The sequence below is a fragment of the Streptomyces tritici genome (genome assembly GCF_048500665.1).
Classification (GTDB): domain Bacteria; phylum Actinomycetota; class Actinomycetes; order Streptomycetales; family Streptomycetaceae; genus Streptomyces; species Streptomyces tritici.
On the sequence record NZ_CP183183.1, the window covers coordinates 5,043,166 to 5,069,237 of the forward strand.

The window sequence follows — 26,072 nt, forward strand, 5'->3', positions numbered from 1 at the left end:
GGATCGCACCCATGACTGACACGAACACCGGCGGCGACGTCCGTCTCTCCGGGATCAGCAAGACCTACGGCGCCTTCACCGCCGTCCACCCGCTCGACCTGACCGTGCCGCAGGGCTCCTTCTTCGCCCTGCTCGGCGCCTCCGGCTGCGGCAAGACCACCACGCTGCGCATGATCGCCGGCCTGGAGGAGCCCACCACCGGCACCGTCTTCCTCGGCGACAAGGACGTCACCGACCTGCCGCCCCACAAGCGGCCGGTCAACACCGTCTTCCAGTCCTACGCGCTCTTCCCGCACATGGACATCTTCGAGAACGTCGCCTTCGGACTGCGCCGCCGCGGCATCAAGTCCGTGAAGAAGCAGGTCGACGAGATGCTGGAGCTGGTCCAGCTCGGCGACAAGGCCAAGCACAAGCCGCACCAGCTCTCCGGCGGCCAGCAGCAGCGCGTCGCCGTCGCCCGCGCCCTGATCAACCACCCGCAGGTGCTCCTCCTCGACGAGCCGCTCGGCGCCCTCGACCTGAAGCTGCGCCGCCAGATGCAGCTGGAGCTGAAGCGGATCCAGACCGAGGTCGGCATCACCTTCGTGCACGTCACCCACGACCAGGAGGAGGCCATGACCATGGCCGACCAGGTCGCGGTGATGAACGGCGGCCGCGTCGAGCAGCTCGGCGCGCCCGCCGACCTGTACGAGAACCCGCGCACCACCTTCGTCGCGAACTTCCTCGGCACCTCCAACCTCATCGAGGCCGAGGTCGTCGAGACCGGCGGCACGGAGGTCGTGGTCACCGCGGGCGGCGGCAAGCTCCGCGTCCCCGGCGACCGCTGCACCGACGCCGTCCGCACCGGCGGCAAGCTCCTGGTGGGCGTCCGCCCGGAGAAGATCTCGCTCGCGCACGCCGACGACGCGGGCCGGATCGCCGACGGACGCAACCGGGTCACCGGCCGCATCGCCGACTCGTCCTTCATCGGCGTCTCCACCCAGTACGTGGTGAACAGCCCGGCGGGCGCCGAACTCCAGGTCTACGAGCAGAACGTCGAGCGCGACACCCGCCTGGTGCCCGGCGCCGAGGTCGTCCTGCACTGGAACCCGGCCCACACCTTCGGCCTCGACGCGGCCCAGGACATCGACGCGGGCGTCGAGACGGTGGAGGACGCGCTGTGAGCGACGCACGCGAGGCCACCGGCCCGCAGTCGGCGACGATGCCCGCACCTCTGCGCCTCGCGGGCGGAGAAGCGAACATGGGAGGTGCAGCATGAGCACGACATTGACGAAGGAGGCGCCGCCGGCCGTGCCCGAGCCGGTGCTGCGCAAGCCCTCGCGCCGCAAGCGGCTCGTCCCGTACTGGCTGCTGCTGCCCGGCATCGTCTGGCTGCTCGTGTTCTTCGTGCTGCCGATGGTGTACCAGGCGTCCACCTCCGTGCAGACCGGCTCCCTGGAACAGGGCTTCCAGGTCACCTGGCACTTCCAGACGTACTGGGACGCCTTCCAGGAGTACTGGCCGCAGTTCGTCCGCTCCCTGCTGTACGCGGGCACCGCCACCGTCCTGTGCCTGCTGCTCGGCTACCCGCTGGCGTACCTGATCGCCTTCCGCGCCGGCCGCTGGCGCAACGTGCTGCTGGTCCTGGTCATCGCCCCGTTCTTCACCAGCTTCCTCATCCGGACGCTGGCCTGGAAGACGATCCTGGCCGACGACAGCATCGTGGTCGGCGTCCTCAACACCCTGCACGTCCTCGACGTGACGAGCTGGATCGGCTGGACCGAGGGCGAGCGCGTGCTCGCCACCCCGCTGGCGGTGGTCTGCGGCCTCACGTACAACTTCCTGCCGTTCATGATCCTGCCGCTCTACACCTCGCTGGAGCGGATCGACGGCCGGCTGCACGAGGCCGCCAAGGACCTGTACGCCTCCCCGGTCACCACCTTCCGCAAGGTGACCTTCCCGCTGTCGATGCCGGGCGTCGTCTCCGGCACCCTGCTCACCTTCATCCCGGCGAGCGGCGACTACGTCAACGCCGAACTCCTCGGCTCCACGGACACCCGCATGATCGGAAACGTGATCCAGTCGCAGTACCTGCGCATCCTCGACTACCCGACCGCCGCCGCGCTGTCGTTCATCCTCATGGCGATCGTGCTGGTCATGGTCACCGTCTACATCCGCCGCGCGGGAACGGAGGACCTGGTCTGATGCGCTGGCTCCGTCGGAACCTCGTCGTGCTCGCGGGCCTGTTCACGCTCGCGTACCTGATCCTGCCGAACGTCGTCGTCACGGTGTTCTCCTTCAACAACCCGGCCGGCAAGTTCAACTACGCCTGGCGGGAGTTCTCCCTGGAGGCGTGGCAGGACCCCTGCGGAGTGGCCGACCTGTGCGGCTCGCTCTCGCTGTCCCTGCAGATCGCGCTGTGGGCCACCCTCGGCGCGACCGCGCTGGGCACGATGATCGCCTTCGCGCTGGTCCGCTACCGCTTCCGGGCGCGCGGCGCGGTGAACTCGCTGATCTTCATGCCCATGGCCATGCCGGAGATCGTCATGGCGGCCTCGCTGCTCGCTCTCTTCCTCAACATGGGCATCGAGCTGGGCTTCTGGACGATCCTCATCGCCCACATCATGTTCTGCCTCAGCTTCGTCGTCGCCGCCGTCAAGGCGCGCGTGCTGTCGATGGACCCGCGCCTGGAGGAGGCCGCGCGTGACCTCTACGCCGGGCCCGTGCAGACCTTCCTGCGGGTGACCCTGCCGATCGCCGCGCCGGGCATCGCGTCCGGAGCGCTGCTGTCCTTCGCGCTCTCCTTCGACGACTTCATCATCACCAACTTCAACTCGGGCAACACCGTCACCTTCCCCATGTTCGTCTGGGGCTCGGCCCAGCGCGGTACGCCCGTCCAGATCAACGTCATCGGCACGGCCATGTTCGTCATCGCCGTCCTGGTGGTCGTCGCCGGCCAGCTCCTCGCGAACCGGCGGAAGAAACAAGCGACAACCTGAGCAACGCCTGAAGGAGTTGGAAACCATGGCCCCAGTCGCCATGCGTCTCGCTGCACAATCACTCTCCGACGCCCAGCCCGTCCCCTTCTGGCTGGAAGACCCCGGCAAGCCCGGAGCGCTGCCCGCCCTCACCGACACCGAGAACTGCGATCTCCTCGTCGTCGGCGGCGGATACAGCGGACTGTGGACCGCGCTCCTCGCCAAGGAGCGCGATCCCTCCCGGGACGTCGTGCTCATCGAGGGCCACGAGGCGGGCTGGGCCGCCTCGGGCCGCAACGGCGGCTTCTGCGCCGCCTCCCTCACCCACGGCTTCGGCAACGGGCTGGCCCGCTGGCCCGACGAGCTGGCGACCCTGGAGCGGCTCGGCGAGGCCAACCTCGACGCCATCGAGGAGGCCGTCGCACGCTACGGCATCGACTGCGACTTCGAACGGACCGGCGAGATCGACGTCGCCACCGAGCCGCACCAGGTCGAGGAGCTCCACGACTGGTACGCCGAGGCCGACCGGCGCGGACTCGCCGGCGGCCTCGAACTCCTCGACCGGGACGCCGTCCGCGCCGAGGTCGACTCGCCGACCTTCCTCGGCGGCCTGTGGGACCGCCGCGGCGTCGCCATGCTCCACCCCGCCAAGCTGGCGTGGGGCCTGAAGCGGGCCTGCCAGGAGGCCGGGGTGCGGATCTACGAGAACACCCCCGCCCTCGACCTGCTCGCCGTCGGCCCCGGCATGGGCGTGAAGACCCCGTACGGCAGGATCGTCGCCCGTCGCGTCGCCCTCGGCACCAACGTCTTCCCGTCCCTGGTCAAGCGGCTGCGCCACTACACCGTCCCGGTGTACGACTACGCCCTGATGACCGAGCCGCTGAGCCCCGAGCAGCTGGCCTCGGTCGGCTGGAAGAACCGGCAGGGCCTCGGCGACAGCGCCAACCAGTTCCACTACTTCCGGATCACCGCCGACCACCGCATCCTGTGGGGCGGCTACGACGCGGTGTACGCGTTCGGCGGGCGGGTGCGCGCCGAGATGGACCAGCGCCCGGAGACGTACCTCACGCTCGCCGAGCACTTCTTCCGCTGCTTCCCGCAGCTGGAGGGGCTGCGCTTCAGCCACGCCTGGGGCGGCGCGATCGACACCTGCTCGCGCTTCTCGGCCTTCTTCGGCACGGCGTACAAGGGGAAGGTCGCGTACGCGGCCGGGTTCACCGGTCTCGGCGTGGGCGCGACGCGGTTCGGCGCGGACGTGATGCTGGACCTGCTGGCGGGGGAGCGCACCGAGCGCACGGAGCTGGAGATGGTCCGCTCCAAGCCGCTGCCGTTCCCGCCGGAGCCGCTGGCGTGGGCCGGGATCGGGCTCACCAAGTGGTCGCTGGCCCGCGCCGACGAGAACGGCGGCCGGCGGAACCTGTGGCTGAAGGCCATGGACCGGCTGGGCCTCGGCTTCGACAGCTGACGGCCGGCGGGACGGCGGTTCGGCCGTTCATCGGGTGATACGCCCGGTGTGCGCGGGGCGCACGCCGGGCGAATCCTTTTTGCTTCCCCACGCTGCGGATTTCCTCCCCGGAATCGCGTAATGATCGGGGCCGAGCGCTCTCTCAGGGCGTGTGGACATGGTGTCCGCGCTTCGAAGGGAGACCGTTCGCGATGACTGCTTCGGGGGCCAAGGCCGCGGTGGAGTGGCTCGTCTCGGTGGCGCCGAACCCCGACGCCTGCCGGTGGGAGTGGGAGCGCAACCCGCTCGGGGTGGCCCTGCTGCCCGCCGGCCGGCGCTGGGACGTGCTGATCCTGCCGGCCGAGCTCGGCTATCCGACGCTCGACGTGCTCACCCGCCTGGTGGACCGGCCCGGGCCGGTCCTCGCCGACTTCGGCGACGCCCGCATGGGCTTCTTCGTCCCGCCGGGCACGGTCACCCGCTGGGTCGGCACCGGCGTACGGGGCGCGGGCGGCGGCACCTGGATCGTCGTGCCGTACCCGGGCCGGGCCAACGGCGCGGTCCGCTGGCTCGTCCCCCCGGACGGCTCGGGCACCCTCACCGACCCCACCCTCCTCGAACTCGCCATGCACGAGGCGGCGGGCCAACTGGCCCGGGAGCCGGGGGAGTAGCGGCGGCCGGCGCGTTCGGCCGGCACGCGGGCGCGTCAGCCGGACCGCCCGCGCGTGCCGCGGGCGCCGGCGGTCAGGATCAGCAGGCCCAGACAGACGCTGGCCAGCACGTCCAGCGGCCAGTGGTAGCCCCGCAGGACCAGTCCGATGCCCGTCGCCGCGGTGAGCGCCCAGGCGACGGGCATCGTCCAGCGCCGCCGTACGAGCATCGCCGCGCCGCAGTAGGCGACCAGGGCGGTGGCGGTGTGGCCGGACGGGAAGTAGCCGGCGGCCCAGGGTTCCAGGGGGCCGGGGCGGGCCGTCCACTCCTTCAGCGGGATCACGAGGAGGGGGACGGCGGCCATGGCGAGCACGGCGAGGAGCGCGGCCCGGCGGTGGCCGCGCCAGGCGGCGTACGCGGCGGCGCAGCCGAGGACCGGCAGCGCGACCTCCATGTTCCCCAGGTCCGCGCCGAGTTCGGAGAGCGGGCGGGGGACGGTGTCGACCACGGCGCGCGAGACGCGCTCGTCCAGGCGGGCCAGCGGGCCCCGGACGAGGACCTGCCAGGTGGTCACGGCCAGGACCAGGAGGGCCCAGAACACGGCCGACCGCCCCGGAGCAGGGGGGGTTGCTCCGGGGCGGTCGCGGGGACCGGGCTGCCGCGCGCCCCGGGGGGTGTGGGGCGGGCGACCGTCCGATCGGTGAGGAGTTCCGGAGCCGGGGGCTCCAGCGGTGTGCGCGAGGGCACGGTCAGGGCGAGGCTGGGGAGGCTCCGCCCCGTTGCCCGCAGTCCCCTGCGGGCGGGGTGTTTCTCTCATCTGCAGAAACCGTACGGCAGAGGCCGGGGGGACCGACAGCCGGAACTCCAACCCGCCATCGGCCCCCCACAACCTCTTCACACGTACGGTCAGATCCGGGCGAAGGCGGACTCGATGACGTCGAGACCCTCGTTCAGGAGGTCGTCGCCGATGACCAGCGGCGGCAGGAAGCGGAGCACGTTGCCGTAGGTGCCGCAGGTGAGGACGAGCACGCCCTCCGCGTGGCAGGCCTTGGCCAGGGCGCCGGCGGCCTCCGGGTTCGGCTCCTTGGTGGCCGGGTCCTTGACCAGCTCGATGGCGATCATGGCGCCGCGGCCGCGGATGTCGCCGATGATCTCGTACTTCTCCTGCATCGCGGTCAGCCGCGACTTCATGATCGACTCGATGTTCTTCGCCGCGGCGTTGAGGTCGAGCTCCTTCATGGTCTCGATCGCGCCCAGCGCTCCGGCGCAGGCCACCGGGTTGCCGCCGTAGGTGCCGCCCAGGCCGCCGCCGTGGACGGAGTCCATGATCTCGGCGCGGCCGGTCACGGCCGCCAGCGGCAGACCGCCGGCGATGCCCTTGGCGGTGGTGATCAGGTCCGGGACGATGCCCTCGTCCTCGCAGGCGAACCACTGGCCGGTGCGGCAGAAGCCGGACTGGATCTCGTCCGCGACGAAGACGATGCCGTTGTCGTTGGCGAACTTCACGATCGCCGGCAGGAAGCCCTTGGCCGGCTCGATGAAGCCGCCCTCGCCGAGGACCGGCTCGATGATGATCGCGGCGACGTTCTCGGCGCCGATCTGCTTGGTGATCTGGTCGATCGCCTGGGCGGCGGCCTCGGGGCCGCAGTTCTCCGGGCCGGTGGGCCAGCGGTAGCCGTAGGCGACCGGCACGCGGTAGACCTCGGGGGCGAACGGCCCGAAGCCGTGCTTGTACGGCATGTTCTTCGCCGTCAGCGCCATGGTCAGGTTGGTGCGGCCGTGGTAGCCGTGGTCGAAGACGACGACAGCCTGGCGCTTGGTGTACGAGCGGGCGATCTTGACCGCGTTCTCGACGGCCTCGGCGCCGGAGTTGAACAGCGCGGACTTCTTCGCGTGGTCGCCCGGGGTCAGCTCGGCGAGTGCCTCGCAGACCTCGACGTAGCCCTCGTACGGGGTGACCATGAAACAGGTGTGGGTGAAGTCGGCGAGCTGCGCGGTGGCGCGGCGCACCACGGCCTCGGCGGAGGCGCCGACGGTCGTCACGGCGATGCCGGAGCCGAAGTCGATCAGACGGTTGCCGTCGACGTCCTCGATGACGCCGCCGCCGGCCTTGGCCGTGAAGACGGGCAGTACGGAGCCCACGCCGCCGGCCACGGCGTCGAGGCGGCGGGCCTGAAGCTCCTGCGACTTCGGACCGGGGATGGCGGTGACGACGCGCCGCTCCTGCGGGACAGCGTTCATGCGGGGCTCCTGGGGGTGTTCTGGACGCACTGTGCGGGTTTCTCCCGCAGGCTAGGCGGGCGGGCCGGGGGCGGGCATGCGCCGATCGGGAGTGTTGGGGGTCGGTCGTTGTCCGCGGCGGACATAGCGGGGTCGGAGGGCGGGCCGACCCCCATTGTGCGGCGCTCGGCCCGGCCGGGGCGCGAGACGCGTCCGCAGAACGGTGAACCTCCCCTGCCGGGGCACTAGATTGACGGTCGGACAGATGCGGTGCGGCGCGGCCCGGCGGGTCAGGGGGAAGCGGGACATGGAGACGGACGGCACGTACGAGGCCCGGGGCACGGAGACGGACGGCGCGTACGAGGCCCGGGGCACGCGCGGCGACGCGCCCGAGCGCGCCGGGAACCGGCGCCCGCCGAGCCCGCCGAGCCCCCCGCCCGTACCGGCCCAGGCCCCGGCTCCGGCCCAGGGTCCGTCGCCGGCCCAGGCCCCGGCTCCGCCGGGCGGTCCGGCGGCCTCGTCGAGCGCCCCGGCTCCGGAGGGCGTTCCCGCTCCGGAGACCGCCTCCGCGCCGCCCGGCGTCCCGCCGCGGCCCAGTGCGCCGCCGCCCCGGCCGAGCGGCCCGCCCACGGGCGGGTCCGAGCAGCCGTCCCGGGCCGGGTCCGCCGTCGTCGCGTGGCTGGACGCGCCGCGGCCCCGGGCCGGGCTCGGGATCTGGAGGTTCCGGTACGTGGAGCCGCCGCGCCGCGAGCCGGCCCGGCTCGCGCCCATCACCGTCGCCGGCCTGCTGATCCCGCTGGCCGTCGGGCTGATCCTGTGGTCCGCGTGGCGGCGCGGCACCGTGCCGTACCTCTGGATCCCGCTGCAGACCCTCACCCCCGCCGAGTGGTGGCACAGCGGCACCACCTCGCCCCGCGACTGGCGCGGCGCGGAGGCCCACGTCGTCTACAGCGGCGTCGTCTTCCTCCTCATCGCGTACGCCGTCGCCCGCCTCGGCTCCTGGGGCAAGGTGGTCCACCACTACCTCGACCGCTTCGGCCCCGGCACCCGCGCCGCGCTGACCGCGGCGGGCGCGCTGGCCGCGCTCGTGTTCGTCTGGCCGAGCGCCTTCGGCGTCGGCTGGGACCCGCTGCCGATCGCCCAGCCCGTGCTGTCGCTCGTCGTGCTCGTCGGCGACGGCTACACCGTGCTCACCTCGCCGTTCCTGGTGTACCCCCTGTACGCCGTGATCACCGCCGCCGTCGTCTGGCCCTTCGCCCGGGTCGGCGGCTGGCTGCCGCTGTTCAAGCGGTGGCGCAGCCGCTCGCCGCGGCCCGCCGGGGCCGCCGCCCCCGAACCGCCCGCCTCCCAGTGGCCCGAGCTGCGCGCCGCCGGCGAGCCGCGGGCCGCCGAGGTGCTGACCGCCGAGGTCCGCGCCGGGCGGATGAACGACGTGGACGTCGCCCGGGTCCGCCGCGCCTGGACGCTCGCCCGTGGCGACGCCCGCCGCCGGGCCGCCTTCGTCGACACGGTCGTCGCGCAGGGGGCCGAGGCGGCGCTGCACCCCTCCGGCGGCCGGGACCTGTCGCGCCGCGCCGCCGAGCACGACCTGCTCCTCGGACAGGTCCGTCTCGGCCGGTACGCCCCCGCCGAACGCACCCCGCACGCCTACCAGGGCGCCGGCGCCGCCCTGGACGCCGGACTGCTCGGCACCTCGCTGCTGGCCGTCGGCCCGTCCGGTGCTGGCAAGACCCGCACCCTGACCGCGCCGCTCGTCGAGTCGCTCACCCTGCAGGCGCTCACCGGGGCCTGCGCGGTCGTCGCCGTCGGCGCGGCCGGGGCGCCGCTGGGCCCGGACGACGCGTACGACGTGGTGATCCGGCTCGGCGACCCGGCCTCGCGCCACGACCTCGACCTGTACGCCGGGGCCACCGACCCCGACGAGGCCGCCGCGCTCCTCGCCGAGGGCCTGGTCGGCGACGTCGAGGGCGTCGAGACCCGGCGGGCCGCGACCGCGCTGGCCCAGCTGATCGGCCCGTACCGCGAGGCGTACGGCGCGTTCCCGGGCGTCCCGGCGCTGCGCGAGCTGCTGGAGGGCCGCCCGGAGACCCTGCAGGGGCTGCTCGGCCGGCTGCCGGCCGACGCCGCGCCGGGGATGCGCCGGGAGCTGGAGTCCCGGATCCGGCAGGCCGGCACCGCCGCCGACGTCGGCCCGGCGCTCGCCGACCGGCTCGCCTCGCTCGACCGGCCCGTTTTCGCCGAGTTCTTCGGCGGCGGCAGCGGCGTACGGCCGTTCTCGCTGCGCTCCGTCGGCACGCATCCGCTGCGGGTGCGGGTCGCGCTGCCCGAGGGCGGCCACGAGGAGACCGGGCGGCTCCTTGCCCGGCTGCTGCTCGCCCAGTTCCAGGCGGTCGCCCGCGCCGACACCGGCCGCCGGCACTTCGTCTGCCTGGTCCTGGACGACGCGGCCGGGGCGCTGACCCCGGGGACCGTGCGCGGGCTTGCGCGGCTGCGGCCGCAGAACGCGGGCGTGGTGCTGGCGCTGCGGACCCTCGCCGAGGTGCCCGAGGCGCTGCACGGGCAGCTGCTGGCGGCGGTGGGCTGCCGGATGGCGTACTCCGGGGTCACCACCTGGGACGGCCGGGCCTTCGCCGAGGCGTGGGGCACCGAGCGGGTGGAGACCACCGAGGTCGCCCACCACACGGTGTTCGCCGACCAGCCGATGACCCGGGCGCTGCACGCCGTACGGAAGATGATCACCGGCAAGGCGGTGACGACGGACGCGGTCACGGTGCGCGAGGTGGAGCGGGAGCGCTGGTCCGCCTCCGAGCTGGCGCACGAGGTGCCGGCCGGGCACGCGGTGCTGTCCCTGACCGACGTACGGGGCGGGAGCACCCCGCCGCTCCTGGTGGACCTGCGCGGCTGACCCCGGCCGGGCACGGCCGTGCGGGCCGCGCGCGGGTGTCCGGGACCGGACGCGCGGGCCGGACCGCCCTGGCAGAATCGGGGGGCGCCGCTCCCCGGAGCGGCGCCCGCCCGCTGCCGGAGGCACTCCCCTGCCGAGGCAGTCCTCTGCTCAAAGGTCCGACGGTCCATGCCGCCCACCCTCGCGTCCCTCGTCCAGCACTCCGCCCTCAAACTCACGGTCCGCGCCGGAGAGGACCGGCTCGACACGCCCGTGCGCTGGGCGCACGTCAGCGAGCTGGCCGACCCCGTCCCCTACATGGAGGGCGGCGAGCTGCTGCTCACCACCGCGCTGACGCTGGACGCGGAGGACGCCGAGACCACCCGGCGGTACGTGCGGCGGCTCGTCGGCGCGGGCGTCGTCGGGCTCGGCTTCGCGATCGGCGTGAACTACGAGGACATCCCGCAGCCGCTGGTCGACGCGGCCCGCGCGGAGGGGCTGCCGCTCCTGGAGGTGCCGCGCCGCACCCCGTTCCTGGCGATCAGCAAGGCCGTGTCGGCGGCGATCGCGGCGGACCAGTACCGCGCGGTGACCGCCGGTTTCGAGGCGCAGCGCGAGCTGACCCGGGCGGCCCTCGCCGAGGGACCGGACGCGGTGGTCGCCCGGCTGGCCGCCCACGTCGACGGCTGGGCCGCGCTGTACGACGCCTCCGGCTCCGTGCTCGCGGTCTCGCCGGACTGGGCGGCGCGCCGGGCGGCCCGGCTGACCGCGGACGTGGAGCGGCTGCGCGAGCGGCCCGCCCCGGCGAGCGCGGTGGTCGGCGGCACGGACGACCGCGTCGAGCTGCAGTCCCTCGGCACCGGACGGCGGGTGCGCGGCGCCCTCGCGGTCGGCACGGGCGCCCCGCTGGGCACGGCCGAGCGGTACGCGGTGCACTCGGCGATCGCCCTCCTGACCCTGACCACGGAGCGCTCGCGCTCCCTCCAGGCCGCCGAGCAGCGGCTCGGCGCGGCGGTGCTGCGGATGCTGCTCTCCGGGCAGCCCGACCACGCCCGCGCCGTGGCCGGCGATCTGTACGGCGGGCTGCTCGACGCGCCGTTCCGGCTGCTGATCGCCGAGCCGGCGGCGGGCGCCGCGACGGACGCGGAGCCGCCGCTGCCGGTGCTGGCGGAGGCGCTGGAGTCGGCCGCGGCCCGGGCGGGCGAGGCGGTGCTCGCGGTGCCGGAGAACGACGACCGGCTGGTGGTCCTGGCGGGCGACGGCGGGGCCGTCGTCGCGGCCTGCGAGGGGTACGCGGAGCGGGAGGCCGAGGACGCCGGGGTCGTCGTGGGCCTGTCGGCGCCGACCGGGCCGAGCGCGGCGAGCGCGGCGTACAAGCAGGCCGAGCAGGCCCTGTCCGTGGCCAGGCGGCGCGGGCGCGCCCTGGTCGAGCACGAGGAGCTGGCGGCCGGTTCGGTGCTGCCGCTGCTCGCCGACGACGCGGTACGGGCCTTCGCCGACGGGATGCTGCGCGCGCTGCGCGAGCACGACGCCACCGGGCGGGGCGATCTGGTCGCCTCGCTGCGGGCCTGGCTGTCCCGGCACGGCCAGTGGGACGCGGCGGCCGCGGACCTGGGCGTGCACCGGCACACCCTGCGCTACCGGATGCGCCGGGTCGAGGAGATCCTCGGCCGTTCCCTCGACGATCCGGACGTCCGGATGGAGCTGTGGCTGGCGCTGAAGGCGACCGGCGAGGACGGTGCAAGCGCGTAGGCAGCGCCCGAAAAGTCCTGTCCGGCCCGCGACGCCCGGCACGCGCCTTCGCCGGACACCTTCTGGAACCCGAAGTCCGCGTCCGAATTCCGCTTGCGGTGCCCGAACTCGGGCAAAATTCTTGGCCTTTCGCGACAGGCGTCTCTACGCTCTTGTTCATGACAAGCCCTGCCGCCGAGCCGGCCTCCGAGGTCCCGTCACCGCCCGACGCCACCGCCACCCCCTCCGTCGCCCCCGCCGCGCCCCCCGCTCCCGCCGGCCGCCGGATCACCGGCGCGATATGGGCGGCGCTCGCCATCGTGTACGTCGTCTGGGGCTCGACGTACCTCGGGATCCGGGTGGTCGTCGAGACCATGCCGCCGTTCCTCTCCGCCGGCGCCCGCTTCGTCGTCGCGGGACTGCTGCTCGCCGCGATCATCGCCGCGCGCCAGGGCGTCGCGGCGCTGAAGGTGACCCCCCGGCAGCTCGGCTCCGCGGCCCTCGTCGGCGTCCTGCTGCTCCTCGGCGGCAACGGGCTCATCACCCTCGCCGAGACCTCCATCCACTCCGGCCTCGCCGCGCTCCTCGTCGCCGTCGTCCCGGCCTGGGTCGTGATCATCAAGGCGTGCTTCGGCGAGCGGCCCACCCTCGGCGGCGTCGCCGGCGTGCTGCTCGGCCTCGCCGGGCTCGCCGTCCTGACGCTGCCCGGCCTGACCGGCGACGTCCACCTGGGCGGGGTGCTCCTGGTCGTCCTCGGCACGCTGCTGTGGTCCTCGGGCTCCTTCTCGTCCTCGCGGATCCCGATGCCGAAGAACCCGTTCACGGCGAGCGCGTACGAGATGCTGGCCGGCGGACTCGCCTGCACCGCGCTCGCGCTGACCCGCGGCGAGCACCTCGGCCTCGACGTCGGCGAGATCTCCACCCGCTCCTGGGTCGCCTGGGCCTACCTCGTGGTCTTCGGCTCGGTCGTCGCCTTCACCGCCTACGCCTGGCTGCTGCAGACCGCGCCGCTGTCGCTGGTCGCCACGTACGCGTACGTCAACCCGGTCGTCGCCGTGCTGCTCGGCGCGCTGATCCTGGGCGAGGCCCTCACCCTGCCCATCGTGCTCGGCGGCGCGGTCGTCGTCCTCGGCGTCGGGCTCATCGTGTCCACGGAGCGGCGCCGCTGACCTGCCGCTTCGGCCAAACCGGACAGAGCCCCGCCGCCACCACTCCATCCCGGACAAACCACCGGGCGCGCGCTCGGCCCTAACGTGAGTGACGACAAGCGGGAGCGCCCCTCCCGCGACGACCGCACACGAAAGGGCCGGGCCCGCAATGACTGCCACCCACGCCTTCTGGCTCGCCGGCCGCGAGGCCACCGGCGAGACGACCTTCGACGTGACGTCCTCCTGGGACGGCCGGCTCGTCGGCAAGGTCAGCGTGCCCACCGAGGCCCAGGTCGAGGAGGCCGTCGCCGCGGCCCACGCCGTCGTGGACGAGTTCGCCGCCACCCCGGCGCACGTCCGTGCCGCCGCCCTCGACCACGTGTCGAAGCGGCTCGTCGAGCGTTCCGAGGAGATCGCCCAGCTGATCTCCGCCGAGAACGGCAAGCCCATCAAGTGGGCCCGCGGCGAGGTCGGCCGCGCCGTCTCCGTGTTCCGCTGGGCCGCCGAGGAGGCCCGCCGCTTCAACAGCGGCGAGGCCCAGCGCCTGGACACCGACGCCGGCGGCGTCGGCCGGCTGGCCCTCACCCGCCGTATCCCCAAGGGCGTCGTGCTCGGCATCGCGCCGTTCAACTTCCCGCTGAACCTCAGCGCCCACAAGGTCGCCCCGGCCATCGCCGCCGGCGCCCCCATCATCCTCAAGCCGGCCCCGGCCACCCCGATCTCCTCGCTGGTGCTCGGCGAGCTGCTGGCCGAGACCGACCTGCCGGCCGGCTCCTGGTCCGTGCTGACCGTGCCGAACGAGCGGATGCCCGCCCTCGTCCAGGACGAGCGCCTCCCGGTCATCTCCTTCACCGGCTCCGACAAGGTCGGCTACGCCATCCAGGAGTCCGTGCCGCACAAGCACTGCACCCTGGAGCTCGGCGGCAACGCGGCGGCCGTCGTCCTCGGCGACTGGGCCTCCGAGGAGGACCTGGACTGGGCGGCGACCCGCATCGCCACCTTCTCCAACTACCAGGGCGGCCAGTCCTGCATCTCCGTGCAGCGGGTGATCGCCGACGCGTCCGTGTACGACCGGCTGCTCCCGAAGATCGTCGCGGCCGTCGAGGCGCAGGTCACCGGCGACCCGGCGGACGACGCCACCGACGTCGGCCCGCTGGTCGACGAGAACGCCGCGAAGCGCGTCGAGTCCTGGGTGGACGAGGCCGTCGCGGCCGGCGCGAAGCTGCTCGCCGGCGGCAAGCGGGACGGCGCCTCGTACGCCCCGACCGTCCTCGCCGACCTGCCGGACGACGTCACCCTGGCCCGCTGCGAGGTCTTCGGCCCGGTCCTCACCGTCTCCAAGGCCGACGGCGAGGCCGAGGCGTTCGCCGCGGTCAACGACTCGGACTTCGGCCTCCAGGCCGGCGTCTTCACGCACGACCTGCAGGCCGCCTTCCGCGCCCACCGCGCCCTCGAGGTCGGCGGCGTGATCATCGGCGACGTCCCCTCGTACCGCGCCGACCAGATGCCGTACGGCGGCGCCAAGAAGTCCGGCGTCGGCCGCGAGGGCGTCAAGTACGCGATGGACGACTACACCTACGAGCGCGTCCTGGTCCTCACCGGCCTGGCGCTCTGACGCACCGTACGGGCGCGCGCCGGCACGTGCGCCCGTACGCCACCGAGACCGGCGGCCCGAACCCACTGTGCGGGGGTTCGGGCCGTCCTCGTGCCCGGGACGAGGACGGCCCAGATCCTGAGAGCGCTCTCAGAATGTCGGCGGCTGCGTCTATCCTGGTCGGCGTCGGAACGGCGTGCGGCCGGACCGCGCCACGACGGGCCGCGGCCGCACCATGAATGACGAGGAGTTCCCGCCTTGCCCGAGCAGACCACGGGGGCGTCCCGCCCCACGCTGGAGGCCGTCGCGGCGCACGCCGGTGTGTCCCGGGCGACGGTCTCCCGGGTCGTCAACGGCGGTGCGGGCGTGCGCCGGGCCCTGGTGGACAAGGTGCGCAAGGCCGTCGAGGAACTGGGCTACGTGCCGAACCACGCGGCCCGCTCGCTGGTCACCCGGCGCCACGGCGCGGTGGCCGTCATCATCGCGGAGCCGGAGTTCCGGATCTTCTCGGACCCCTTCTTCGAGCGCCAGGTGCGCGGGATCAGCCGGGAGCTGACGACCCATGACACCCAGCTCGTGCTGCTGTGGGTGGAGGGCCCGGGCGACCACCAGCGGATCGAGCGCTACCTGAACGGCGGCCACGTCGACGGGGCCCTCGCGTTCTCCCTGCACAGCGACGACCGGCTGCCCGCCCTGATCGCCCGGAGCAGCGTCCCCGCGGTGTTCGGGGGCCGCCCCGCCGGCTCCGGCGTGACCGTGCCGTTCGTGGACTGCGACAACCGAGGCGGCGCGCGGGAGGCCGTACGGCACTTGGTGTCCCTCGGCCGCGAGCGCATCGCGCACATCGCCGGTCCGCGCGACCAGACCTCCGCCCAGGACCGGATCGCCGGCTACCACGACGTCCTGGTCGACGCCGACCCGGCGCTGCTGTGCCAGGGCGACTTCACCCGCGAGAGCGGCGCCCGGGCCATGGCCGAACTGCTGGAGCGGCGGCCGGACCTCGACGCGGTCTTCGCGGCGAACGACCTGATGGCCGCGGGGGCACTGGGCCTGCTGCGCGAACGCGGGATCCGGGTGCCGCAGGACGTGGCGGTGGTCGGCTTCGACGACATGGACGCGGTGGTCAGGGACACCGACCCGGCGCTCACCACGGTCCGTCAGGACATCGAGGGCATGGGCCGGTTGATGGTCAAGCTGCTGATGCGGCTCCTGGACGGGGCCGCAGAGGCGGCCTCGGCGTCCGTGATCACCCAGACGAGCCTGGTCCGGCGCGCCTCGGCATGAGGCGGCGGGCGCGGGTATGAGGAAACGGCGGGCGCGGGCATGAGGAAACGGCGGGTGCGGGGCCTCGGCCCCGCACCCGCCGCCGTCGTCACCGGCGTCAGTCGTACGGGACGACCACGACGGCCGTGTCGGTCCCCGTCCGCAGGCGCGAGTCGGCGTTGCCGATCGCGCTCCACACCTCCAGGCGCACCGTTCCGTTCCGCAGGTTCCCGAGCGTGCCGGTGGCGGACTTCAGGCCGCGGGACTGGTTGTACTCCTCCCAGCCGGCGACCGGGTCGGTCGCGAAGTAGTGGTACGTCTCCGTCCGGTCGAAGGTGCCGTCCCCGGTGAGGTCGTAGCTGACCCGGGCCTGCTGCCCGAGCCCGACGGCGGTGCCGGCGTCCACCGGCAGGCGGAACGCGGTCGAGGCGCCCGGCCTGAGCGTCCCGTTCACCCCGCGCGCCTCGTACACCAGGGGCCGGTAGGGCGTGCCGTCGTGGTTGGCGCCGCCGGCGGAGGGGATGGTGTCGCTGCCGGGCGTGCCGCCGGTGGCCGTGGTGAGCAGGCCCCCGGACCGGAGTTGGAAGGTGTTCCCGGTGGACGGATCGGGAGTGGTGCCGCTCCCGGTTCCGGTGGCGGTGGAGCGGGCGGGGACGGTCAGGGTCTTGCCGTCCGAGAAGGTCACGGTGCGCGCGGTGGAGCCGTGGTTGTGGGCCGCGTACGTGCGGACGCCGTTCTTCGTGAAGACCGCGGAGGTCGGCAGGTCGCCGGTCACCGAGGCATCGGGGGCGCCGAAGGCGTTCAGGGCCGTGATCCAGTGGTACGTGTGCGCCTTGGACTCGCCCGCCTCCGGGGTGTACCCGGCGTGGCCCGCGTCCCACTTCGCCTTCGCGGCGACCGGGTCGGCGAGGGCCTCGAACTCCCACAGGACGTCCCGCCATTCCACGGCCGGCCCGCCGTTCTCCCGCTCCATCTCGGCCAGGTTGCGCCGGATCGCGGCGGGGTGGGCACCGAGCTGGAGGGAGCCGCCGGCGGTGATCGGGAGGGCGTTGATCCCGTGGATCTCCTCGGGGTTGGCGGTCCACCAGGTGGCGTACGCGCCGCCGCTGCCCCAGACCATGCCCACGGTGTCGTGGCCGAAGGAGGCGGGGAAGACCTGCTGGTCGGCGTCGAACCAGTACTGGGCGACGGCCTCGCTCTCGGTGGCGAGCAGGTAGCCGCCGAGGTCCCGCAGGGCGGTGTCACCGGTGGCCGAGCCCCACAGCACGAGCGCCGCGCTGAGGTTGGTGGACTCGGAGGAGGACTCCTGGTTGTTGCCGGCGGCGAAGCCCTGGTGGCCGGAGGCCCAGCTGTGCCCGGCGTAGACGTCGAAGCCGCGCAGGAACGGGAAGGAGGCGTCGGTGCGGCTGGGGTTGGCGGTGTCCCGGATCAGGGTCCTCACCATCCCGCCCCAGGCGGAGTCGGCGGCCCAGCCCGGGTCGTACTGGGCGATGACCGCGGCCGCGTAGACGTAGTAGCCGTAGTGGAAGTGGTGGTCGTTGAGTTCGGTGTCGCTGCCGTACGAGGCGGGGTAGCCGGTGAGGCTCTTCCACTGGCGGTCGTACGCGAACTCGTTGGCCCCGCCGGCGGTGAACCAGTCCTGGAGCCGGCCCTTGAGCAGCGCGAGCAGCCGGTCGCGTGCCGCGGTCTCGCCGATCTGGTCGGCCAGCGGCGCCAGTTGGGCCAGCTTGCCGAGCGCCTTGCCGGTCCAGTACGTGTCGACGGCCCCGGAGAACGGGTCGGCGGAGGAGAGGACCTCGTTCAGGTGGCCGCGCAGCCGCGCGGTGTCGACGGCGCTCGTCCGGGGGAGGGCGGGCAGGACCGGGGCGGCCTTCTGCACGGTGCTGAAGGACGTGCCCTCGCGGACCTTCATGGTGCCGCGCGGCGAGACGTACGTGTACCCGGTGAGGGCGTCGGCGGTGTGCAGCCACTGGTGCCGGTAGAGCGCCTGGAGGGTGCCCCGCTCCGTGCCCTCCTTGGCCTGGGTGGTCAGGGAGTACGTGGCGCGGACGGTGCCGCCGCCGGTGCTCCAGTCGACGCGGGAGCCGGTGACGAAGCTGAACGCGTACTTCCGGTACGTCGCGAGGGCGTCGGGGGAGGGCAGCACCGCGAGCGAGAAGTAGTCCCGGCCGCCGAGGCCGGCGCTGATGGTGGTGCCGGAGACGTTCCAGTCGCTGCCGCTGGGGGCGAAGAGGGCGTAGTGGTGGCCCGCGACGGTGATGCCGAGGACGTTGCCCTGGTCGGCGAAGACGGCGGGCGCGCCCGCGGTGGTGATCTGGGCGTTGCCGCCGGTGCCCTGGGCGTACACGTAGGGCAGGCCGTGGCCGATGGTGGCGCGCAGGGTGCGGGCGCCGTCCGACCAGTACGGGGTGACGGTCCAGTCGGACCAGGCGTCCGCCTTGGTGTCGGGGGAGTTGAGGCCGGTGAGGCCGAGGGTGAGGTCGGGCTTGTGGGCGAACTCGTACTGGCGGCCGTCCCCGACGATCGCGGGGCTCGTCGGGTAGCCGATCTGCAGTCCGCCCGCGACCGCCTGGTACGTGAGCGGGTGGCCGTACATGGGGGTGGAGTACGGGTTGTCGCCGTAGCGCTGGAAGGCGAGCGAGGACCACCAGTCGTTGGTGGGCACCGGGAGGTCCCGGGCGGCGGCGGTGACCTTGGGGGTCACCGGGGCGCCGGTGTTCGTGGTGGGGCCGGACGTGCCGGCGGGGCGGGTGTCGGAGTAGCTGCCGGCGCCGACGGGGACGGCGGCGGCCGCCGCGGGGGCGGCGGCGGGGCCGAGCCCGACGGCGGTCAGGGCCGCGGCCAGCGCCAGGGCGGCGGCCGGGCGTGGGTGGGGGAGGAAGGGCATGGGGGCACCTCGTGTCGATCACGATGGGCGGCAGGGGGCCATGCGGGACGCGGCTGGTCGTGTCCGCGAGTCGAATCCGAGAGCGCTCTCAGACCGGCCGGAAACGTAAGCCTCTGGAAACAGGGGTGTCAATACTTCGCGCAACAGGGGAAGTTGAGGCCGGATCCAGGTCGTTGTGCGTTCGAGTCTTGACGGATCGCGCGCGGCGTAGGCAAGCTCTGGCCCATTCTGAGAGCGCTCTCAAGGCTGCTCTCGTTCGAGCCTGAGCCAAGGGAGGCCCCTCATGCCCACTGCCCGAGCCGCCGCGAGAGCCGCCGTCCGCCTGGGGGCGCTCGCCCTCGCCGGGTCCTTGCTGGCCGCCTGCGGGGGTGCGTCCGAGGGCGCCGCCGACGCGGCGGGCGGGAAGGTCACGATCACCGTCGACCTGTTCGGCTCCTTCGGCTACAAGGAGGCCGGCCTCTACGCCGAGTACGAGAAGCTCCACCCGAACGTCACGATCAAGCAGACGGACACCGAGGACGAGGCCGACTACTGGAAGTCGCTGCAGACGCGGCTCGCCGGCGGCGGCGGTCTCGCCGACGTCCAGGCCGTCGAAGTGGGCCGGATCGCCTCAGTGGCGCAGCAGCAGGCCGACAAGTTCGTGGACCTGCGGAAGTACGGCGCGGACTCCCTCAAGGGGCAGTTCGCCGAGGCGAAGTGGGCGGCGGCCACCGGGCGCGGGGGCGAGGTGCTCGGCCTCGGCACCGACGTCGGCCCCGAGGCGATGTGCTACCGCACCGACCTGCTGAAGCAGGCCGGCCTGCCGACCGACCGCACGGAGCTGGCGAAGCGCTGGTCCACCTGGGACGGCTACCTGAAGCTCGGCGAGCAGTACAAGGCGAAGGCCCCCGGCAAGAGCGCCTGGCTGGACAGCGTCGGCAGCCTCTACTCGGTCATGATCGGCCAGCAGAAGGAGCGGTACTACAACGCGTCCGGCGAGCTGATCTGGGAGACCAACCCGGCGCTCAAGACCGCCTGGAACACCGCCGTCCAGGCGAGCGAGGCGGGTCTGAGCGCCAAGCTCGACCAGTGGTCGCCGCAGTGGAACCAGGCGTTCGCGGCCGGTTCGTTCGCCACGATCCCCTGCCCCGCGTGGATGCTCGGCTACATCAAGGGCCAGGCCGGCGAGTCCGGCAAGGGCAAGTGGGACGTCGCCGCGCTGCCCGGCGGCGCCGGCAACTGGGGCGGCTCGTACCTCGCCGTGCCGCGCGCCGCGAAGCACAAGAAGGAGGCGTACGAGCTGATCAAGTGGCTCACCGCGCCCGAGCAGCAGGCCAAGATCTTCACCAAGCAGGGCAACTTCCCGTCGTCGACCGGCGCCATCACGCAGATCGCCGACGCGACGGACCCGTACTTCTCCGGCGCCCCGATCGGCAGGATCTTCGGCGAGGCCGCCAAGGCCGCCCCGGTGCAGGTCCTCGGCGTGCACGACCAGAACGTCGCCCAGCAGATCACCAACGCGCTGAGCGAGGTCGAGCGCAAGGGCACGGCCCCGGAGAAGGCCTGGGAGAACGCCAAGAAGGGCGTCGCGAACACCCTGGGTTGACGGGTTGACGGGTTGACGGGCTGATGGGGCTGCGGGACCGGACTGAGCGACCGCGCGAGCCGGGCCTGGCGGTCGACGCCGGCCGACGACGCCGACCGGCCGTCCGAAGCCGACCGTCCGAGGCCGGCCGACCGGGACGGTCGGCGGCCTCCGGCCCGCCGCACTCCGACCGCCGCCCCACTCCCGCCCCCAGTCCCGCCCCGCCCCCAGTCCCGCCCCGCCCCCCGACCGCCTCCGGCCCGGCCCGGGCACCTCCTCTCCCGCCCCGCCCCGCCCCGCCCCGGGCCGCGCCGGAGGCCCACTCCCGTCCGTACGTCCGTCCCGCCCCTCCTCGACCCCCGGCACCGCCTCCTCCCGAAGGGCCGCAGCGTGACCCTGACCGCACCCGCGCGACCGTCACCACTGAGCCGGACGTCCAGCGTCCGGCGCGCGTGGCGCACGCTCTCCCCGTACGCCTACCTCGCCCCGTTCTTCACCCTCTTCGCGGCCTTCGGGCTCTTCCCCCTGATCTACACCGCCTTCGTCTCGCTCTACCGGGTCGAACTCCAGACGCCCGGCGACATGGAATGGCGCGGGCTCGGCAACTACACCGCGCTGCTGAACGACGAGTTCTTCTGGACCGCGCTGCGCAACACCTTCACCATCGGGGTGATCTCCACCGTCCCCCAGCTGGTGATGGCGCTCGGCCTCGCCCACCTGCTCAACCACCGCCTGCGCGGCCGGACGTTCTTCCGCACCGCGATGCTGCTCCCGTACGCGACCTCCGTCGCCGCCGCCACGCTCGTCTTCGCGCAGCTCTTCGGCCACGACTTCGGGCTGGTCAACTACGCGCTCGGGCTCGTCGGCATCGGCCCCGTCGACTGGCAGACCGGCACCCTCGCCTCCCAGGTCGCCGTGTCCACCATCGTCGTCTGGCGCTGGACGGGCTACAACGCGCTGATCTACCTCGCGGGCATGCAGTCCATCCCGCAGGAGCTCTACGAGGCCGCCGAGATGGACGGGGCCTCCCGCCTGCGACAGTTCTTCCACGTCACCCTGCCGGGGCTGCGGCCCACGATCGTCTTCACGGTCATCGTCTCCACGATCGGCGCGACCCAGCTGTTCGGCGAGCCGCTGCTCTTCGAGGGCTCCGCCTCCGGCGGCATCTCGCACCAGTACCAGACGCTCGGCCTGTACATGTACGAGCAGGGCTGGGGCTTCTTCCACCTGGGCCGGGCCGCCGCCATCGCCTGGGTGATGTTCCTGCTGATCCTGGTGGTCGTCGGGGTCAACGCCCTGATCGTCCGCCGCCGTTCCCGCAAGGAGGCCGGCCGATGACCGCGCTCGCCACCCCGCCGGCCCCCGCCCCCGCGCCCGAGCGCCCGGCCGCCCGCGCACGGCGCCGGTCCGGCGCGGGCCGCACGATGCGGGGCGGGAGACTCGCCTACGCGATCCTCGTCGTCGCCGTGCTCGTCTCGGCCTTCCCGTTCTACTGGACGCTCGTCGCGGCCAGCCGCTCCAACGCCGACCTGGCCAAGGTCCCGCCGTCGCTGCTGCCCGGCCCGCACCTCATGGAGAACTTCGAGAAGGTGACGGAGGAGGCGGACATCGGCACCGCGCTCCTCAACTCCCTCGTCGTGTCCGGGTCCATCACCGTCGGCACCGTGCTGTGCTGCACCCTCGCCGGCTTCGCCTTCGCCAAGCTCCGCTTCCGCGGCCGGGGCGCGCTGCTCGCCGTCACCGTGGGCACGATGATGATCCCGCCGCAGCTCGGCGTGATCCCGCTGTTCATGCTGATCGCCGAACTGCAGTGGGTGAACCAGCTCCAGGCCGTCATCCTGCCCGGCCTCGTGTCCGCCTTCGGCGTGTTCTTCATGCGCCAGTACCTCGTGCAGTCGCTGCCCGACGAGCTGATCGAGGCGGCCCGCGTCGACGGCGCCTCCAGCGCACGGATCTTCTGGTCGATCGTGGTGCCCGTCGCCCGGCCCGGCATGGCCGTCCTGGGCCTGCTGACCTTCATGGCGGCCTGGAACGACTTCTTCTGGCCCATCGTCGCCCTGTCCTCCTCCGAGCCGACCGTCCAGGTCGCCCTGCGGCAGCTCGGCGGCGGCTACGTCGACGACCAGTCCGTGATCATGGCCGGCACCCTGCTCGGCACGCTGCCCGTCCTGCTGGTCTTCGGCCTGCTGGGCCGGCAGATCGTCGGCGGCATCATGCAGGGCGCGGTCAAGGGCTGACCGCAGGGCCCACCCGCTCCACCTTTCCCCACCACCCCCTCATCCCCGGGAGTTCTCCGCCCATGACCGCGCTCGACGCCCGCCCCGCCACCGCCACGCCGCTCCGGTTCCCCGCGGGGTTCCGCTGGGGCACCGCGACCGCCGCGTACCAGATCGAGGGCGCGGCCGCCGAGGACGGCCGCACCCCGTCCATCTGGGACACGTTCAGCCGCGTCCCCGGCAAGGTCCGCAACGGCGACACCGGCGACACCGCCGCCGACCACTACCACCGGGTGAGCGAGGACATCGCGCTGATGCGGGACCTCGGCGTGACCGACTACCGCTTCTCCCTCGCCTGGCCCCGGATCCGGCCGACCGGCGCCGGCCCGGCCGCCCGCAAGGGCCTGGACTTCTACCGGCGGCTGACCGACGAACTGCGCGAGGCCGGCATCCGGCCGGTGGCCACCCTCTACCACTGGGACCTCCCGCAGGAGCTGGAGGACGCGGGCGGCTGGCCGCACCGGGAGACCGCGTACCGCTTCGCCGAGTACGCGGGCCTCGCCGCCGAGGCGCTCGGCGACCGCGTGGCCACCTGGACCACGCTCAACGAGCCCTGGTGCGCCGCCTTCCTCGGCTACGGCAGCGGCGTCCACGCCCCCGGCCGCACCAGCGCCCTCGACTCGCTGCGCGCCGCCCACCACCTCAACCTGGCCCACGGCCTCGCCGTCCAGGCGCTGCGCGCCGCGCTGCCCGCCCCGGCCGAGGTGTCCCTGACGCTCAACCTGCACGCCGTCCGGGCGCACTCCGACACGCCCGAGGACCGGGACGCGGCCCGCCGGATCGACGCCGTCGGCAACCGGATCTTCCTCGATCCGGTGTTCCACGGCCGGCTCCCCGAGGACCTCGTCCGCGACACGGCGGAGATCACCGACTGGGCCTTCGTCCAGGACGGCGACCTGCGGACCGCCGCCGCCCCTCTCGACTCGCTCGGCATCAACTACTACGCGCCGGCCGAGGTCGCCGCCGGCTCCTCCGAGTCGCCCTCGCCGTGGGCGGGCGCGGAACGGCACGTCCGCTTCGTCCCGCTCCCCGGGCCGCGGACCGCGATGGACTGGCCCGTCGACGCCGACGGCCTGCACGACCTGCTGATCCGGCTGCGGGACGAGCTGCCCGGCCTGCCGCTGATGGTCACCGAGAACGGCGCGGCGTACGACGACTACGCCGACCCGTCCGGCGCGGTGAAGGACCCCGAGCGGGTGGCGTACCTGCGCGCCCACCTGGCGGCCGTGCACCGCGCGATCGAGGACGGCGCCGACGTACGGGGCTACTTCCTGTGGTCGCTGCTCGACAACTTCGAATGGGCGTACGGGTACGGCAAGCGGTTCGGCATCGTCCACGTCGACTTCGCGACCCAGCGCCGCACCCCGAAGTCCAGCGCCCGGTGGTACGCCGACGTCATCGCCCGGGGCGGCCTGATCGACTGACGTCACTCCGGTGGCCGGGCCCCCCTTTCCGAACCCCCGGATATCGGGTACGACGGACGAGTAGCCACAAGGCCCCCGACGAGCGGCGAGGTGAGCTCCTCATGACCGCACCCACCCAGCGGCCCAAGGTCACCGAACGAGAAGCGCGACAGGTCGCCGAGGCGGCACGAGAACAGGACTGGCGCAAGCCCAGCTTCGCCAAGGAACTCTTCCTCGGCCGCTTCCGCCTGGACCTCATCCACCCGCATCCGCTGCCCGCGGACGAGGACGTGCGACGGGGCGAGGCGTTCCTGGCCCGGCTGAAGGAGTTCTGCGAGACCCGTGTCGACGGGGCGCTGATCGAGCGCGAGGCACGGGTGCCGGACGAGGTCGTGGCCGGGCTGAAGGAGCTCGGCGCGCTCGGCATGAAGATCGACCCGAAGTACGGCGGGCTCGGCCTCACCCAGGTGTACTACAACAAGGCCCTGGCGCTCGTGGGCTCCGTGAGCCCGGCGCTGGGCGCGCTGCTCTCCGCCCACCAGTCGATCGGCGTGCCGCAGCCGCTGAAGCTGTTCGGGACGCGGGAGCAGAAGGAGACGCTCCTGCCGCGGCTCGCGCGCAGCGACATCTCGGCGTTCCTGCTCACCGAGCCGGACGTCGGCTCGGACCCGGCGCGGCTCGCGACGACGGCGGTGCCGGACGGGGACGACTACGTGCTCGACGGCGTGAAGCTCTGGACGACCAACGGCGTGGTCGCCGACCTGCTCGTCGTCATGGCCCGGGTGCCGAGCTCGGAGGGCCACCGGGGCGGGATCACCGCCTTCGTCGTCGAGGCGGACTCGCCGGGGATCACGGTCGAGCACCGCAACGCGTTCATGGGCCTGCGCGGCCTGGAGAACGGGGTGACCCGCTTCCACGGCGTCCGCGTGCCCGCGGCGAACCGGATCGGCCCGGAGGGCGCCGGCCTCAAGATCGCCCTGACGACGCTCAACACGGGACGGCTCTCGCTGCCCGCGGCGTGCGTCGGGGCCGGCAAGTGGTGCCTGAAGATCGCCCGCGAGTGGTCGGCGGTGCGGGAGCAGTGGGGGCGGCCGGTCGCGAAGCACGAGGCGGTCGGGGTGAAGATCTCCTTCATCGCGGCGACCACCTTCGCGCTGGAGGCGATGGTCGACCTCGCGTCGCAGATGGCCGACGAGGACCGCAACGACATCCGCATCGAGGCGGCGCTCGCGAAGCTGTACGGCTCCGAGATGGCCTGGCTGATGGCGGACGAGCTGGTGCAGATCCGCGGCGGCCGCGGGTACGAGACGGCCGCCTCGCTCGCGGCGCGCGGCGAACGGGCGGTCCCCGCCGAGCAGTTGCTGCGGGACCTGCGGATCAACCGGATCTTCGAGGGCTCGACGGAGATCATGCACCTGCTGATCGCCCGCGAGGCGGTCGACGCGCACCTGGCCGTCGCGGGCGACCTCATCGACCCCGAGAAGTCGCTCTCCGACAAGGCGCGGGCCGGCGCGAAGGCCGGCGGTTTCTACGCCCGCTGGCTGCCGAAGCTGGTCGCCGGGCCGGGGCAGGTGCCGGGCGCGTACGCGGAGTTCGGCGAGCTGGCCCCGCACGTGCGGTACGTGGAGCGCACGTCACGGAAGCTGGCGCGCTCGACGTTCTACGCGATGTCGCGCTGGCAGGGCCGGATGGAGACGAAGCAGGCGTTCCTCGGGCGGATCGTCGACATCGGCGCGGAACTGTTCGCGATGAGCGCGGCGTGCGTGCGGGCCGAGCACCTGCGGGCGACCGGCGACCACGGCCGCGAGGCGTACCGCCTGGCCGACGCGTTCTGCCGCCAGTCCCGGCTGCGGGTGGAGGAGCTGTTCGGCCGCCTGTGGGCCAACACGGACGACGTGGACCGCCGGGTCGTGGACGGCGTCCTCGCAGGCGCGTACGCATGGCTGGAGGAGGGCGTCGTCGACCAGTCCGGCGACGCCCCGTGGATCGCCGACCCCGCCCCGGGCCCGTCCGGGCACGAGAACGTCCACCGCCGCATCCCCTGACCGCG

The 26,072-nt window shown here is 73.4% G+C and carries 18 protein-coding genes; 15 read left to right on the top strand and 3 right to left on the bottom strand.

The window, feature by feature from the left end:
- Positions 1-11: 11 nt before the first annotated feature.
- From ACNJ93_RS23550 to ACNJ93_RS23570, 5 genes are all read left to right on the top strand, one after another.
- A complete protein-coding gene (locus ACNJ93_RS23550) occupies positions 12-1,163 on the top strand; it encodes an ABC transporter ATP-binding protein (protein ID WP_418959409.1) in 1,152 nt (383 codons plus the stop codon).
- A gap of 91 nt (positions 1,164-1,254) precedes the next feature.
- Positions 1,255-2,184 carry an ABC transporter permease gene (locus ACNJ93_RS23555; RefSeq protein ID WP_418959410.1) on the top strand — a complete coding sequence of 310 codons (930 nt, stop codon included), beginning with the start codon at positions 1,255-1,257 and terminating at the stop codon, positions 2,182-2,184.
- On the top strand, positions 2,184-2,978 hold the full coding sequence (locus ACNJ93_RS23560; RefSeq protein ID WP_418959411.1) for an ABC transporter permease: 795 nt from the start codon (positions 2,184-2,186) through the stop codon (positions 2,976-2,978). Before ACNJ93_RS23555 ends, ACNJ93_RS23560 begins: the two co-directional genes overlap by 1 nt.
- 25 nt (positions 2,979-3,003) lie before the next feature.
- Positions 3,004-4,422 carry an NAD(P)/FAD-dependent oxidoreductase gene (locus ACNJ93_RS23565; protein WP_418959412.1) on the top strand — a complete coding sequence of 473 codons (1,419 nt, stop codon included), beginning with the start codon at positions 3,004-3,006 and terminating at the stop codon, positions 4,420-4,422.
- A gap of 191 nt (positions 4,423-4,613) precedes the next feature.
- Positions 4,614-5,072, top strand: a complete 459-nt coding sequence (locus ACNJ93_RS23570) for a hypothetical protein (RefSeq protein ID WP_418959413.1) — start codon at positions 4,614-4,616, stop codon at positions 5,070-5,072.
- 35 nt (positions 5,073-5,107) lie between these two features.
- Here ACNJ93_RS23570 and ACNJ93_RS23575 read toward each other — a convergent pair whose 3' ends face one another.
- Together ACNJ93_RS23575 and gabT are read right to left on the bottom strand one after the other, a co-directional pair.
- Positions 5,108-5,869, bottom strand: coding sequence for a phosphatase PAP2 family protein (locus tag ACNJ93_RS23575; protein WP_418959414.1), 762 nt, complete (start codon positions 5,867-5,869; stop codon positions 5,108-5,110).
- Between the two features lie 89 nt (positions 5,870-5,958).
- Positions 5,959-7,293 carry a 4-aminobutyrate--2-oxoglutarate transaminase gene (gabT, locus tag ACNJ93_RS23580; RefSeq protein WP_418959415.1) on the bottom strand — a complete coding sequence of 445 codons (1,335 nt, stop codon included), beginning with the start codon at positions 7,291-7,293 and terminating at the stop codon, positions 5,959-5,961.
- 286 nt (positions 7,294-7,579) lie between these two features.
- On the opposite strand from gabT, the gene ACNJ93_RS23585 reads away from it, so the two are divergent.
- The 5 genes from ACNJ93_RS23585 (at position 7,580) to ACNJ93_RS23605 (ending at position 15,913) form a co-directional block, all read left to right on the top strand.
- Positions 7,580-10,177 (top strand): ATP/GTP-binding protein, encoded by a 2,598-nt coding sequence (locus ACNJ93_RS23585; protein WP_418959416.1) that lies wholly within the window; start codon positions 7,580-7,582, stop codon positions 10,175-10,177.
- 168 nt (positions 10,178-10,345) lie between these two features.
- Entirely contained in the window at positions 10,346-11,908 is a 1,563-nt protein-coding gene (locus tag ACNJ93_RS23590) for a PucR family transcriptional regulator (RefSeq protein WP_418959417.1), read from the top strand.
- Between the two features lie 158 nt (positions 11,909-12,066).
- Entirely contained in the window at positions 12,067-13,056 is a 990-nt protein-coding gene (locus ACNJ93_RS23595; RefSeq protein ID WP_418959418.1) for an EamA family transporter, read from the top strand.
- A gap of 148 nt (positions 13,057-13,204) precedes the next feature.
- Entirely contained in the window at positions 13,205-14,650 is a 1,446-nt protein-coding gene (locus ACNJ93_RS23600; RefSeq protein WP_418959419.1) for an aldehyde dehydrogenase family protein, read from the top strand.
- Between the two features lie 237 nt (positions 14,651-14,887).
- The gene (locus ACNJ93_RS23605) at positions 14,888-15,913 is read left to right on the top strand and encodes a LacI family DNA-binding transcriptional regulator (protein WP_418959420.1); all 1,026 of its coding nucleotides are present in this window, start codon (positions 14,888-14,890) and stop codon (positions 15,911-15,913) included.
- Positions 15,914-16,010: 97 nt separating this feature from the next.
- Here ACNJ93_RS23605 and ACNJ93_RS23610 read toward each other — a convergent pair whose 3' ends face one another.
- Positions 16,011-18,779 (bottom strand): glycosyl hydrolase, encoded by a 2,769-nt coding sequence (locus tag ACNJ93_RS23610; RefSeq protein ID WP_418959421.1) that lies wholly within the window; start codon positions 18,777-18,779, stop codon positions 16,011-16,013.
- A 283-nt stretch (positions 18,780-19,062) separates the two neighbouring features.
- On the opposite strand from ACNJ93_RS23610, the gene ACNJ93_RS23615 reads away from it, so the two are divergent.
- The 5 genes from ACNJ93_RS23615 (at position 19,063) to ACNJ93_RS23635 (ending at position 26,067) form a co-directional block, all read left to right on the top strand.
- Complete coding sequence (locus tag ACNJ93_RS23615) at positions 19,063-20,364, top strand: extracellular solute-binding protein (protein WP_418959422.1); 1,302 nt, start codon at positions 19,063-19,065, stop codon at positions 20,362-20,364.
- Between the two features lie 369 nt (positions 20,365-20,733).
- Positions 20,734-21,681 carry a carbohydrate ABC transporter permease gene (locus ACNJ93_RS23620; RefSeq protein WP_418959423.1) on the top strand — a complete coding sequence of 316 codons (948 nt, stop codon included), beginning with the start codon at positions 20,734-20,736 and terminating at the stop codon, positions 21,679-21,681.
- Positions 21,678-22,580, top strand: coding sequence for a carbohydrate ABC transporter permease (locus ACNJ93_RS23625; RefSeq protein WP_418959424.1), 903 nt, complete (start codon positions 21,678-21,680; stop codon positions 22,578-22,580). Before ACNJ93_RS23620 ends, ACNJ93_RS23625 begins: the two co-directional genes overlap by 4 nt.
- Before the next feature lie 62 nt (positions 22,581-22,642).
- Positions 22,643-24,043: a GH1 family beta-glucosidase gene (locus ACNJ93_RS23630; protein WP_418959425.1), complete on the top strand. Its 1,401-nt coding sequence runs from the start codon at positions 22,643-22,645 to the stop codon at positions 24,041-24,043.
- Positions 24,044-24,144: 101 nt separating this feature from the next.
- Positions 24,145-26,067 (top strand): acyl-CoA dehydrogenase family protein, encoded by a 1,923-nt coding sequence (locus tag ACNJ93_RS23635; RefSeq protein WP_418959426.1) that lies wholly within the window; start codon positions 24,145-24,147, stop codon positions 26,065-26,067.
- Positions 26,068-26,072 lie beyond the last annotated feature (5 nt).